This is a genomic window from Streptomyces sp. NPDC007971, from assembly GCF_042958635.1.
Lineage (GTDB): Bacteria > Actinomycetota > Actinomycetes > Streptomycetales > Streptomycetaceae > Streptomyces.
The window spans coordinates 280,931-292,863 of sequence record NZ_JBIBJK010000004.1 but is presented as its reverse complement, the minus strand read 5'-3'; the positions used below and the strand labels follow the sequence as shown (position 1 = coordinate 292,863).

The 11,933-nt window shown below is 71.7% G+C and carries 11 protein-coding genes; 4 read left to right on the top strand and 7 right to left on the bottom strand.

Annotated features, from left to right (window positions below; genetic code table 11):
- Nucleotides 1–273: 273 nt before the first annotated feature.
- The 4 genes from ACFZCP_RS10435 to ACFZCP_RS10420 form a co-directional block, all read right to left on the bottom strand.
- Nucleotides 274–1,269 carry an AsnC family transcriptional regulator gene (locus ACFZCP_RS10435; RefSeq protein ID WP_391425894.1) on the bottom strand — a complete coding sequence of 332 codons (996 nt, stop codon included), beginning with the start codon at nt 1,267–1,269 and terminating at the stop codon, nt 274–276.
- Between the two features lie 36 nt (nt 1,270–1,305).
- Nucleotides 1,306–1,761 carry a TerB family tellurite resistance protein gene (locus ACFZCP_RS10430; RefSeq protein WP_362684612.1) on the bottom strand — a complete coding sequence of 152 codons (456 nt, stop codon included), beginning with the start codon at nt 1,759–1,761 and terminating at the stop codon, nt 1,306–1,308.
- A 189-nt stretch (nt 1,762–1,950) separates the two neighbouring features.
- Nucleotides 1,951–2,400: a DUF6114 domain-containing protein gene (locus ACFZCP_RS10425; RefSeq protein ID WP_391425892.1), complete on the bottom strand. Its 450-nt coding sequence runs from the start codon at nt 2,398–2,400 to the stop codon at nt 1,951–1,953.
- 4 nt (nt 2,401–2,404) lie between these two features.
- Nucleotides 2,405–3,103, bottom strand: a complete 699-nt coding sequence (locus ACFZCP_RS10420; protein ID WP_362684618.1) for a DUF6230 family protein — start codon at nt 3,101–3,103, stop codon at nt 2,405–2,407.
- A gap of 735 nt (nt 3,104–3,838) precedes the next feature.
- On the opposite strand from ACFZCP_RS10420, the gene ACFZCP_RS10415 reads away from it, so the two are divergent.
- Nucleotides 3,839–4,492, top strand: a complete 654-nt coding sequence (locus ACFZCP_RS10415; RefSeq protein WP_391425890.1) for a Tat pathway signal sequence domain protein — start codon at nt 3,839–3,841, stop codon at nt 4,490–4,492.
- 18 nt (nt 4,493–4,510) lie between these two features.
- Here the strand turns inward: ACFZCP_RS10415 and ACFZCP_RS10410 are convergent, their stop codons facing one another.
- Nucleotides 4,511–5,452 (bottom strand): lytic polysaccharide monooxygenase, encoded by a 942-nt coding sequence (locus ACFZCP_RS10410; RefSeq protein ID WP_391425887.1) that lies wholly within the window; start codon nt 5,450–5,452, stop codon nt 4,511–4,513.
- A 438-nt stretch (nt 5,453–5,890) separates the two neighbouring features.
- On the opposite strand from ACFZCP_RS10410, the gene ACFZCP_RS10405 reads away from it, so the two are divergent.
- A complete protein-coding gene (locus tag ACFZCP_RS10405; RefSeq protein ID WP_362684628.1) occupies nt 5,891–6,538 on the top strand; it encodes a ScbR family autoregulator-binding transcription factor in 648 nt (215 codons plus the stop codon).
- Between the two features lie 23 nt (nt 6,539–6,561).
- A complete protein-coding gene (locus tag ACFZCP_RS10400) occupies nt 6,562–7,773 on the top strand; it encodes an ARMT1-like domain-containing protein (RefSeq protein ID WP_391425885.1) in 1,212 nt (403 codons plus the stop codon).
- On the opposite strand, the gene ACFZCP_RS10395 is transcribed toward ACFZCP_RS10400, so the two are convergent.
- Both ACFZCP_RS10395 and ACFZCP_RS10390 read right to left on the bottom strand, forming a co-directional pair.
- Nucleotides 7,750–9,051, bottom strand: coding sequence for a cytochrome P450 (locus tag ACFZCP_RS10395; protein WP_391425883.1), 1,302 nt, complete (start codon nt 9,049–9,051; stop codon nt 7,750–7,752). The two genes, ACFZCP_RS10400 and ACFZCP_RS10395, sit on opposite strands and share 24 nt — an antisense overlap.
- Nucleotides 9,048–9,230 (bottom strand): hypothetical protein, encoded by a 183-nt coding sequence (locus ACFZCP_RS10390; RefSeq protein ID WP_391425881.1) that lies wholly within the window; start codon nt 9,228–9,230, stop codon nt 9,048–9,050. The genes ACFZCP_RS10395 and ACFZCP_RS10390 overlap by 4 nt, the downstream gene beginning before the upstream one ends.
- A 223-nt stretch (nt 9,231–9,453) precedes the next feature.
- Between ACFZCP_RS10390 and cyc2 the strand changes: the two genes are divergently transcribed.
- Nucleotides 9,454–11,610, top strand: a complete 2,157-nt coding sequence (gene cyc2 / locus ACFZCP_RS10385; RefSeq protein WP_391425879.1) for a germacradienol/geosmin synthase Cyc2 — start codon at nt 9,454–9,456, stop codon at nt 11,608–11,610.
- Nucleotides 11,611–11,933: the final 323 nt, after the last annotated feature.

The following is an 11,933-nucleotide window of genomic DNA, read 5'->3' as shown; positions in this document are numbered from 1 at the left end:
ACTGTCCACCGCTGTCCGCTCCCGTCCACACCTGGCTGCCAGGACCCGCCGAGCGCGGTCCGGCGGCGGTTTCAGGACCTTGCTGCGGCCTCTCTTCCGGATCCTGCCGGGGGCGCGGGGTCCGACACGCCCCCTGATACCGGTGGCGGCGGGGGCAGGCGGCGGTGCCGACCCCACCGGCAGGCACGATGCGCGGTCGGGTCGGTCGGGTCGGTCGGGTCGGTCGGGTCAACCGGGTCGGTCGGGTCAGCCGGGTCAGCCGAGTTGGCCAGGTCAGGCGGGGCGGTCGGGTCCGCGGCGCAGCCGGGCCAGGTCCGTCAGCGACGGGCTCGCCGCCTTCAGGGTGCGCAGCACGGGGCTCGTCTCCAGCGTCCGGACCGCCCGCAGCGCGCCGAGCCGCCGGGTGAGATAGCGGTGCAGGTCGGCCGGGTCGCGGCAGAGCGCCTGGGCGACCAGGTTCGTGGGCCCGGTGGTCGCTGCCACGAAGGCCAGCTCGTCGTGGCCCGACAGGGCGAGGGCGACCTCCTCCAGGTCGGCCGGGCGCACCGACAGCCACAGCAGCGCCCGGGTGCGCACCCCGAACAGTCCGGCGTCGACCTCCACGTCGAAGAACAGCGCGCCCGCCGCCCGCAGTTCGGCCAGCCGCCGGGCCACGGTGGCGGGCGACCAGCCGGTCGCCCGCGCCAGATCGCCCTGGCCCAGCCGCCCGTCCCTCTCCAGGGCGGCCAGCAACTCGGCGTCGTCCTGCCCGGGTTGGCGTACCGCCTCCCCGGTGAGCCGCTGCGTCAACGCCGCCTGCTGCTCCCGGTCCAGCGCCTGGGCGCTGCGCCGCCAGTTCGCCGGACCGCCCAGATAGGTGTGCAGCAGGCAGTGCGCGGACACGGCGGTGATGCCACCGGTGCGCGGAATGTCCCGCAGGAGGAGGGAGTCGGGGGAGGACTCCGCGGCCGGAGCATGGATCACCGCGGTGATCTCGGTCCCGCCCGAGGTGAGCTTCACCCAGGAGGTGTCCGGCCGCCGCACCAGGGCCCCGGCGATGTCCTGCGCGGACCGGGCCGTGGCGGTGAGCCGCACCAGCCACTGGGTGCGGCCCGCCCGGTGCGGGTCGGCCAGGCCCACCACCCGCAGCCCGGCCCCGGTGCGCAGGCTGCGGTAACGACGGGCCACGGTCTGCGCCGACACACCGAGGACCGCCGCGATCCTGCTGAAGGGTGCCCGGCCGTCGATGTGCAGGGCGTGGATGAGGGCACGGTCGATGTCGTCGAGCATGCCCTCATCCTCCCGGTCCCGGCGGACCCCGGTGGATCAGAGGTCGAACTCGTGCGGCGGCAGGTCGAGCGTGTAGCACGCCTCGCGGACCACGGCCTGCTCGGTCTTGTCGAAGTCGCCGTCCGCACCGCCGATGACGATGCCGATCTGCACCACCGCACGCGCCTCGGCGGGCTTCTTCTTCGCCTTGGCGATCTCCTGGAGCACGCTCACCTTGCCGAAGTCGAAGTCGGTGGTCAGCCTGTTCAGGTTCTCCTCGAAGCGGCGCCTGAGGTCGTCGGCCGGGAAGTTCTGCAGTACCTCGTTCGTGGCGATGAGCTGGGCCACCCGCTGCCGCTCCGCCGGGTCGATGGTGCCGTCGGCGGCGGCGACGAGCGCGCACATCGCCATGCTCGCGTCGCGGAAGGCACCGCTCTTCAGGTCGTTCTTCTTCGCCTCCAACTGGGTCTGCATCTGCGACGCCGACTCCTTGATGCGGTCCCACAGGGCCATGCGAACTCCTCGTATCCACGCTCGGTTGCTTCGACAGGGACGTCTCAAGCAACGCTTGCCGCAACTTCTACAACAACGTAGAAACTCTCCGGACGGTCGATAAGTTCCGACGACCGGGACCGGACGAGGAGTTCCCGGACGAGGAGACTCCGGACGAGGAGTTCCCAGCCGGTTCCCCGGCGCGCGCCCTCAGGCCGGTTCCCCCGCCCTCTCCTCCAGGGGCTGCGCCGTGGCCCGGGCCTGCCTGCGGCGCTTGCGGCGGCTCACGCGGGGTTCCTGGTCGGGCAGCCAGCCGAAGGCGAGGCAGCTGCCCGTGGCGCCGAGGAGCAGGCCGATGAAGAAGCCGCCCAGGTTCGAGGTGAGCCAGGTGCCCAGGGAGACCAGGATGCCGGTCAGGGAGTAGAAGAGCCGCTGTCCTGGGTTGAAGAGGACCAGCAGGCCCAGCAGCACCATCAGGGTCGGCAGCAGATAGCCGGCCAGGCCCTGCATGCCGATGTGCATCACGACCTTCATCGACGCCTTCTCGGTGAACAGGATCTCGCCGCCGCCCAGGGCGAGCAGCAGCCCGCCCCAGAACGGCCGGCGGGCCCGCCATCCGCGGAAGGCGGGCCTCAGTGCCTGGCGCGGTCGCTCCGGCATCGGATCAGCAGCCCGAGTCGCTGAAGCGGAGCCTGAGCCCGGGCAGCTTGAACACGCCTGCCGTGGTGGCGTAGTTGGTCTGCCGCAGGTTGCCGATGTGCACGGTGTCGGCCTGCTGGCTGAAGACGCCGATCGCGCCCTTGGCGTTCGCCTTGTTCAGGGTGCTGGCGTCGTTGCCGATCTCGATGTTGTTGAACGCGGCGTCGCCCGACAGTTGGGTGGAGTCGGTGGTGAGGTCGCTCGCGGTCACCTTCTGTGCGCCGCTGCCCGCGGTGATCAGCAGGTTGGTGCCGCCGAGGTCCACGCTCTGGCACAGCTTGGTGAGCGTGGCGTTCTTGATCGCGGAGGTGACGATGAGCACCTGCCCGCCGGTGTCGCCGGCGTTCGGGCTGCCGTCCGCCATGGTGTCGAGTCCGCCGAACTGTTCGAAGCCGGTGCCGTTGAGCTCCGTCGCCGTGACCGTGAACGGCATGCCCGAGATCGCGAACTGCACACCCAGTGCCCCCTGCGCGGTGAGGATCGCGAGGCCCGCGGCGACCAGGGTGGCGGGTACCGCCATGACCGCGGCCCTGCGCAGCCGGACCCGCCCCCGTCGCTCACCGCCGACGGCGGTCCTGGATGCGGCTGTCACGTCGGAGGGGGAACCGCTTTCCGGGTTCTCTGGGGTGTTGTCGGCGGACGAAAAGTCCGGGGACGAGGCCATGTCTGCTCCCATGGGCATAGATCAAATGCGGTTTGGGCTTCAGTGGCGCGTTGTCCTGGCGCGGACAGCGGCTGCCGCGCACGCCTCCTCGCACTCCCGGCGGATGCAAGGGCTTTCTCGCTACGCAGCAGTAGCCTGCGAGGAAGTTACCGCCGGTTACTTTAAAGGGTCAAGGGAGTTGTGAAAAAAGGGTGTCGGATCTGCGCGGACACCGGCGAACGTGACTCCAAGGCGGTATGGAGCAGGGCGTCCGCAGCGTCAACTCCCTTGCCACTCCTTGACGTTGATGGTTGAGCGGGTCTACAACTCTCCCTGGTTCCACTCGGATCCGTGGCGCCGGATCCGCCGAGCGGCATCGCCGCTTCCCGGCCTTCTTCCCGGCAACTGCTGTGCAGCAGTGCGGCATCGGCGCGGTCGTTTTCCCCTCGGCCTGCGTCCGGCCGCTCCCTGTCCGGCCCGGGCGGAGGCCTTCCCCCGAGGCCTTCGGCCGGTGCCCGGCAGCCCGTCGCTGTCGGTCCGTCACGTACGGAGAAGGCGTCACGGACCGGCAGCGACGAGGCCTCCGCCCTGTCCCCCTTCCCGTGTTCTCCACGCCCCGCCCCGTCCCCCTCCTCGTGCTCTCCACGCCCCGCCCTGCCCCCTCCCCGTGCCCTCCACGCCTCCCACGGCGGCCTCCGTCGCCGCCGCCTCCACCTCACCTCGCAACGCCCCCCACTTCAGGAAAGAGGCACCCGCATGCGTACGCGATCCCTTCTCGCCCTCGCCGGAACCGTCACCGCGCTCACCGTGGCCGTGGCCGTCCCCGCCTCCGCGGACGGCGCCGCGGTTCTGACCACCGGCAGTGCCGGTGGCACCGCCGCCGCGGTCGGCGACACCCTGACCGCGCCGCTGGCCGGTGGCACCTCCGCCACGCTCTACTCCAGTGCCACCGGCACCAGCGGGGTCATCTGCACGTCGTCCCAGTTCAACGCCACGGTTGCGAGCAACCCGGCCGCCCCCGGCTCGGCCACCGAGTCGGTCACCGGGCACAGCTTCGACAGTTCCAGCTGCCGTAGCAACGTCGCCGGTGTGCTCGGCGTCAGCAGCATCACGGTCGACAACCTGCCCTACACCGCGACGGTCACCTCCGACGGCACCCTCACCGTCTCACCGGCCGCCGGCTCCACCGTCCAGACCACGGTCAAGCTGCGCACCCTGCTGGGCACCATCACCTGCGTCTACCGGGCGCCGAGCCTGACCGGAAAGACCGACAACGCCGACAGCAGCATCACCTTCACCAACCAGCAGTTCACGAAGTCCTCCGGTTCGTCGCTGTGCTTCGCCAACGGCTACTTCACCGCGAAGTACGCCCCGGTCACGGACGCCGGCGCCCAGGTCTTCGTCAACTGATCTCCGTGCGGAGGGTGTTCAGCGCCGTCGCAGTCGCAGGACCAGGGCGGCGCCCCCGCTGAGCACCAGTACCGCGGCGGCCGCGCCCGCCAGCAAAGGAGCCGAGGGGCCCCCGTCCGCGCGGGTCTCCTCGGCCACCGGCGTGCTGCCGCCGGCGGACCCCGAGGGCGATGAAGCCCCCTTCTCCGCCGCGGGTGCCGGGCTCGCCGTGGAGGGGTGCGCCTGCGCCCCGGCGGAGTGCGCGCCCGTCGGCTTCCGCGCGCCGCCGGGTGTCCGGGTGGCCCCCGCTCCGCTGCCCGCGTCCTTCGCCGCCGTACCCGCAGCCCCGAAGTCCACGTCGGAACACGAGTAGTACGTGTCCGGCGTGCTGCTGTTCTGCCAGATCGTGTACAGCATCTGACGACCCGTCCGGTCCGCCGGGAGCGTCGCCCGGATGTGGTACGCCCCGTTCGTCAGCGGCGGGTCCGTGACCTGCGCGAAGGGGCGCGCGGGCAGGTCGGACCACTTCAGCGGCTTCGACGGGTCGTAGCCGGGCTCGGTGAGGTACAGCCTGAACGTGCCGGTGTGCGCGATCGTCGAGGCGTACGTCATCGTCAGCCGGCCGCCCGGGGCCAGCCGGGTCGCCGGCCAGTCCCGCCGGGCCAGATCGAGGCCCCGGTACGCGGGCAGGTTCCCGCTGCACAGCCGGCCGTCCGGGATCACCTGCCGGTCCCGGCCGTTCACCCCCGCCACACGCAGGTTGTCCCACGCGGTGAAGGGGCCGCCGTTCGCGGTGATCGCCGCCCGGCAGGCTGCCGACCGGTTCGCGCTGCCGCCCTCGGGGGAGCAGGCGTAGACCCTGCTGACCGGGTCCGTCGGGGCGCCGTGCGCCTGGGCAGGTCCCGCCGTCCACGGCAGGAGCAGCAGCGGGGTCGCCGCGGCGGCCGCCGTGACGCTCATGCGGGCGGTCATCCGAGTCATCGGGGACATCTCCTCGGCGGGCGCGGGAACGAGGTCTGCTGCGTCCAGTACGGCAGACCCGTCCCGCGCGTTCAGCCGCATCCACACGCCACGGGACCGGCCGCCGACGGGCACAGACCGGCGCGGCTGTTTTGGCGGGGGGCGGCGGGAGCCCGGCGAGACCCGGCCCGCGCGCCGTGTGCGGCAGCGGTCAAGGGGGCGGAGATCGCCTGGCATTGGCTTCAGGGAATGCCCAGGGTCCAGCGGATCACCGGCATATGGCATCTTCCCTTTGCGTTCCGCAAGGATTCGGCGCGGCCTGCGTGCGGGTGATTTGCACGTGTCCGAGTCGAAGTCCCCCCATCCGACTCCCAAAGCCGTCGGGTGAGTTATCGTATGCGTGGGGTCAAAACAAACCGCGTGTCCCGTTCGTTCGAGCCGCGAGGAGGGGTGAGGTCGATGGCGAGGCAGTTACGCGCCGAGCAGACCCGGACGACGATCATTACGGCCGCCGCCGATCTGTTCGACCGACAGGGCTACGAATCCACCAGTCTGAGTGACATCGTCGGGCATGCGCAGGTGACCAAGGGGGCGTTGTACTTCCATTTCGCCGCCAAGGAGGACCTCGCCCACGCCATCCTGGAACTCCAGGCCAAGGCGGCTCACCAGGTGATGGCCGACAGTGAGGGCCGTGGCTGCTCCTCCCTGGAGTCCCTGATGCGCACCACGTTCGCCATGGCCCGGCTCGCCGTGGAGGACCCGGTCCCGCGCGCCGGTCTCCGCCTCGCGACGGCGGACGTCGCCGTGCGGCCGCCGCTCAGGCATCCCTTCACCGAGTGGCTGGACTTCGCCACCCTGAAGTTCAGCGGCGCCGTCAAGGAGGCGGACGTGCACACCGAGATAGACGTAGGTGTGGTCGCCCATTCCCTCGTCTGCTTCTTCGTCGGTACCCGGGTCGCCGGCCGCTCCCTGGAGCCGGTCGGACGGCTGCCCCGCAGAGTGGCCGAGATGTGGCTCCTCATGGTTCGCGGACTGGTGCCGGTGCACCGCCGCCCCCGCTATCTGACCCTCGCCACGCAGCTGGAGCGGGAGATCAGAACGGGCTGATCGCGCGCGGTACGGTGACGGGCATGCCCGTCACCCCCGCCGCACCCGTGCTCCTCGGCAACGAACCCGGCTCGTTCCCGCACAGCGTGCTGGCCGAGCGGCATCCCGCGATCATCCGGCAGGTCCGGGACGCCTTCCCGTACGGCCCCGGGCAGCATCGCGCGCTGGACGAGCTGCTGCACAGCTGCACCGAGGGCGTGATCGAGCCGCTGCCCGAGGACGCGGACGACCGGGACCGGTGGCGTGCCTGGGGGCTGGACGACCACGCCGGGCAGTCCTGGTTCGACGTGCCCTGGCTCTGGTCCGAGAGCTACTTCTACCGTCGGCTGCTGGACGCCGTCGGCCATGCCGGCCCGGGTGCCTGGCAGGGCATCGATCCCTTCCGCCCGTTCAAGCGCGGCGAACTCGAAGCCCCTGAGACCGGCGAGGAACTCGCCGCGCTCGACGCGCTCCAGGACCGGCTGGAGCGGGAGCGGGCCGACGCCCTGCTGCACGGCTCGCTGTGGGGCAACCGCGCCGACCTCGGCTTCCGCCTCTCCTCCTGCGGTGCAGGTGCCGGTGCTGGTGCCGCGGCACCGGCACCCGCCCTCGTCGCCGACGACAGCGAGACCCTGTGGTCGCTGCTGCCGACCTCCTCCGCCGCCACGCTCTGCCTGGTCGCGGACAACGCGGGCCGCGAACTCCTCCCGGACCTGCTGCTGATCGCCCACCTCCTGGCCGAGGGGCGGATCGGCCGGGCCGTCCTGCACGTCAAGCCGTATCCGTACTACGTCTCCGACGCCACGACCGCCGACGTGGTCGACGCCCTGCAGTACCTCGCGGCAGCGCCCGGCGCGGCCGCCGGGTACGCGCGCACGCTCTGGTCGGCCATGGCCGACGGCCGCCTCACGGTACGCGCCCACCCCTTCTCCTGCGCTCCGCTGCCGTACGCCGACATGCCTCAGGACCTGCGTGCCGAGTTCGCGTCGGCCACCCTGACCCTCTTCAAGGGCGACCTCAACTACCGCCGCCTGGTGGGCGACCGGCTGTGGCCGCCCACCACACCCTTCCAGGAGGTGACGGCCTACTTCCCGGGACCGGTCGCCGCCCTGCGCACCCTGAAGTCCGACGTGATCACCGGCCTGTCCGCAGCCACCGAGGCCGCGCTGGACGCGGCGGAGGGCCGGCGCTGGCGCACCGGAGGCACCCATGCGCTGATCCAGGTGAACCCGTCAGGCGATGCTCAGCGGAAGTGACTTGATGCCGTTGATGAAGTTCGACACCAGCCGCACCGGCGGGCCGGCCGGGCGCAGGCCGGGCAGCGTGCGCAGCACCTCCTCGTAGAGCAGCCGCAGCTGGAGCCGGGCGAAGTGGGCGCCCAGGCACACATGCGGGCCGTCCCCGAAGGAGACGTGCGGGTTGGGCGTACGAGCCAGGTCCAGCCGGTCGGGCCCGGCGAAGACACGCTCGTCACGATTGGCCGAGGCGTGGAACACGACGACCTTGTCGCCCGCCCGGATCCGGCGGCCCGCCAGCTCGGTGTCCCGCGCGGCCGTCCGGCGGAAGCTCAGCACGGGCGGATGCCAGCGCAGCAGCTCGTCGACCGCACACTCCACGCCGACCTCGCCGGCGCGCAGCAGCCCGTACGCCTGCGGGTGTTCGGCCAGAGCCAGCAGGCCGCCGGGTGCGGCGCTGCGCACGGTGTCGTTGCCGGCGACGGTGAGCAGGAAGAAGAACATCTCCAGCTCGGCGTCGGCGAGTTCCGTGCCGGACGTGCGGCCCGGGCCGGGCGGGGGGGAGTCCGGGGGGAGGGAGAGAGTCGTCAGGATGTCGTCCGCCGGACGTTCCCTCTTGTACGCGGCCAGCTGCCGGGCGTAGTCGAACATGTCGCGCAGCATCGCCGGGGAACGCGGATCGACCGGCTTGCCCGCCGCGTCCAGCACCGGGGCAGCGGCCTCGTCCGGGTCCTGGTAGCCGATGACCCGCTGTGTCCAGTGCAGCAGCAGCCGCCGGTCGCTCGCTGGAACCCCCAGCAGATCGGCCAGGTTCAGCAGGGCGTACTCGTCGGTGACGGCGGCGACCAGGTCGGCCGTGCCGTCGCCCGAGCGGGCCTCGTCCAGCGCCCGGACGAGCAGTGTGCGTGCCCGCTCGCGCGCGACCGCCGCGAACCGTTCGATGCGCCCCGGCGTGAAGGCCCGGCTCACCAGCCGCCGCAGCCGCCCGTGCTGCGGCGGATCCTGATTGAGCATCATGCGCCGGATGAACGGCAGGTCCTCGGGGTCGGGGTCACGGATCTGGGTCGCGCCGAGGTGCGAGGAGTACGTCGCCGAGTCCTTGAGCACGCGCACCACGTCCGCGTGCCGGGTCACCGCCCAGAACCCGGGTCCCGCCGGCCAGCCGAGCACCTCCGGCTCCTCCTGCCGGGCCACGGGGTGGTGGTCCCGCAGCACCCGGTAGTCGGCGTAGGGCACCCCGGCGGCGTAGCGGCGCGGATCGAAGACGTCGGGCACCGGCGGGGCCTCGCGCACGCTCACCCCCGGCCGTCCGTGCTCGCCGCACGCGCCGTGTCCGCCGCGTCCGCCTCATGCGACGGGTCCGCCGCGTCCGCCTCATGCGACGGGTCCGCCGTGCCTGTCACATGCGCCGTGCCTGTCACATGCGCCGCATCCGTGAACAGCGTGCCCTGCTCGCCGGTCAGTACGAAGGAGGCCATGTGCCCACCGTGGCCCGTGCTCCGGGGCCCGGCAAGGGTGCGGACGGGGCATGACGCCGGGCGTCCGGGGTGCCTCGCGCGCACGGGGCGCCAACGGCCGTGGACAATGGCCAACGCCACACGGACCCACGGGAGTTCCCCGTTTCGCCACCGGTTCACGCGATGGTGTGATCATCACCTGCCGGGCGGATGGCTCTCGCGGGCCCCGGGTAGGCCCCCGGCCATGACGCAGCCGTTCGAACTCCCGCACTTCTACATGCCGTATCCCGCGCGGCTCAACCCGCATGTCGACGAGGCACGTGCCCACTCGACCGCGTGGGCACGCGAGATGGGCATGCTGGAGGGCTCCGGAGTCTGGGAGCAGGCCGACCTGGAGGCGCACGACTACGGGCTCCTGTGCGCCTACACCCACCCCGACTGCGACGGCCCGGCCCTCTCGCTGATCACCGACTGGTACGTGTGGGTGTTCTTCTTCGACGACCACTTCCTGGACATGTACAAGCGCACCCAGGACCGCGCCGCCGGAAAGGCTCATCTGGACCGGCTGCCCCTGTTCATGCCGCTGGACCCGGCGACGCCGATGCCGGAGCCGGAGAACCCGGTCGAGGCGGGCCTCGCCGACCTGTGGAGGCGCACGGTGCCGTCGATGTCCGTCGACTGGCGCCGCCGCTTCTCCGTCGCCACCGAGCACCTGCTCAACGAGTCCATGTGGGAGCTGTCCAACATCAACGAGGGCCGGATCGCCAACCCGGTCGAGTACATCGAGATGCGCCGCAAGGTGGGCGGCGCCCCCTGGTCCTCGGGGCTCGTGGAGTACGCGACCGCCGAGGTGCCCGCGACCGTCGCCGGGACCCGGCCGCTCAGGGTGCTCATGGAGACCTTCTCCGACGCCGTCCACCTGCGCAACGACCTCTTCTCCTACCAGCGGGAGGTCGAGGACGAGGGCGAGAACAGCAACGGCGTGCTCGTCCTGGAGACCTTCTTCGGCTGCACCACCCAGGAAGCCGCCGAGACCGTCAACGACATCCTCACCTCACGGCTGCACCAGTTCGAGCACACGGCGCTCACCGAAGTGCCCGCCGTCGCCCTGGAGAAGGGCCTCGGGCCCGACGAGACCGCCGCGGTGGCCGCCTACACCAAGGGACTTCAGGACTGGCAGTCCGGCGGCCACGAGTGGCACCTGCGCTCCAGCCGCTACATGAACAAGGGCGCGGTCTCCGCCGCGCCCTGGCAGCGCCTGACCGGCCCCGGCACCTCCGCGGCCGACGTCGGCGCGCTGCTGGCCTCGGCCGCGGCGGAGCGTCTGCGCGCCTACGCGCACGTGCCCTTCCAGAAGGTCGGCCCGTCCCTGCTGCCCGACTTCCACATGCCTTACGAGGTCGAGCTGAGCCCGCACCTGGAGGCGTGCCGCCCCCGCCTGACCGCGTGGATGCACCGCATGGGCATGCTGGAGGAGGGCGTCTGGGACGAGGACAAGCTCGCCGCCTTCGACCTGCCGCTGTGCTCGGCCGGGCTCGACCCGGACGCCACACCCGAGGCCCTGGACCTCAGTTCCCAGTGGCTCGCCTGGGGCACCTACGCCGACGACTACTACCCGCTGGTCTACGGAGCCCGCCGCGACCTGGCGGCCGCTCGGCTGACCACCGCCCGCCTCTCGGAGTGCATGCCCGTCGACGGCGAGGCGGTCACTGTCGCGCCCGTCAACGGCATGGAGCGCGGCCTGATCGACCTGTGGGCCCGCACCACCGACGGCATGCCCCCCGACCAGCGCCGCACCCTGCGCGACTCGGTGGACCGGATGACCGAGAGCTGGGTATGGGAGCTGTCCAACCAGTTCCAGAACCGTGTCCCCGATCCGGTGGACTATCTGGAGATGCGCCGCGACACCTTCGGCTCCGACCTCACCCTCGGCCTGTGCCGCCTGGGCCAGGGACCCGCGATCCCGCCGGAGATCTACCGCACCGGCCCCGTCCAGGCGCTGGAGAACGCCGCCATGGACTACGCGTGCCTGACCAACGACGTCTTCTCGTACCAGAAGGAGATCGAGTACGAGGGGGAGATGCACAACGCGATCCTCGTCGTGCAGAACTTCTTCGGCTGCGACTACCCGGCCGCGCTCGCCATCGTCCACGACCTGATGACCCAGCGCATGCAGCAGTTCGAGCACATCGTCCGACAGGAACTGCCCGTCCTGTACGACGACTTCGCTCTGTCGGCCGAGGCCCGCGAGGCCATGGGCGCCTACGTGGGCGACCTGCAGAACTGGCTGGCGGGCATTCTGAACTGGCATCGGAAGGTCGACCGCTACAAGGCCGACTACCTGGCCCGCCGGACCCACGGCTTCGTCCCCGGCCTGAGTCCCGCGCTGCCCGTCGGCTGACCAAGCACCTTGCCCGACATCTTCGAGAAGATCACCAAGAGCATCACGGGACAGCAGGCGGAGCGGCGGGTGGGGGCGCGGGCCGTCGCGGGACAGCTCCAGCCGGAACAGCGTGGCCGGGAAGACCGGAACAGCGTGGCCGGGCAGAAGGGACGGCCCGGGAGCCGGCCGCGCGCGGCCGGCAGTCCGTCCACGCGCGCGTTCCCGTCCTCGTCGTGTCCCGACAGGCGCAGGCCGTGGGCGTGGGCCGTGGGCGTGGGCGTGTCGAGGTGGCGGGGCGGGCGCGAAGGCCATGGATCCCGGGCGGGGCGCGAAGGGCATGA

What these genes read in the sequence shown, in the direction of transcription:
- ACFZCP_RS10435 (WP_391425894.1), bottom strand. Translation starts at nt 1,269, where the DNA reads ATGCTCGACGACATCGACCGTGCCCTCATCCACGCCCTGCACATCGAC.
- ACFZCP_RS10410 (WP_391425887.1), bottom strand. Translation starts at nt 5,452, where the DNA reads ATGACTCGGATGACCGCCCGCATGAGCGTCACGGCGGCCGCCGCGGCG.
- ACFZCP_RS10405 (WP_362684628.1), top strand. Translation starts at nt 5,891, where the DNA reads ATGGCGAGGCAGTTACGCGCCGAGCAGACCCGGACGACGATCATTACG.
- ACFZCP_RS10415 (WP_391425890.1), top strand. Translation starts at nt 3,839, where the DNA reads ATGCGTACGCGATCCCTTCTCGCCCTCGCCGGAACCGTCACCGCGCTC.
- ACFZCP_RS10390 (WP_391425881.1), bottom strand. Translation starts at nt 9,230, where the DNA reads ATGGCCTCCTTCGTACTGACCGGCGAGCAGGGCACGCTGTTCACGGAT.
- ACFZCP_RS10420 (WP_362684618.1), bottom strand. Translation starts at nt 3,103, where the DNA reads ATGGCCTCGTCCCCGGACTTTTCGTCCGCCGACAACACCCCAGAGAAC.
- ACFZCP_RS10430 (WP_362684612.1), bottom strand. Translation starts at nt 1,761, where the DNA reads ATGGCCCTGTGGGACCGCATCAAGGAGTCGGCGTCGCAGATGCAGACC.
- cyc2 (WP_391425879.1), top strand. Translation starts at nt 9,454, where the DNA reads ATGACGCAGCCGTTCGAACTCCCGCACTTCTACATGCCGTATCCCGCG.
- ACFZCP_RS10400 (WP_391425885.1), top strand. Translation starts at nt 6,562, where the DNA reads ATGCCCGTCACCCCCGCCGCACCCGTGCTCCTCGGCAACGAACCCGGC.
- ACFZCP_RS10425 (WP_391425892.1), bottom strand. Translation starts at nt 2,400, where the DNA reads ATGCCGGAGCGACCGCGCCAGGCACTGAGGCCCGCCTTCCGCGGATGG.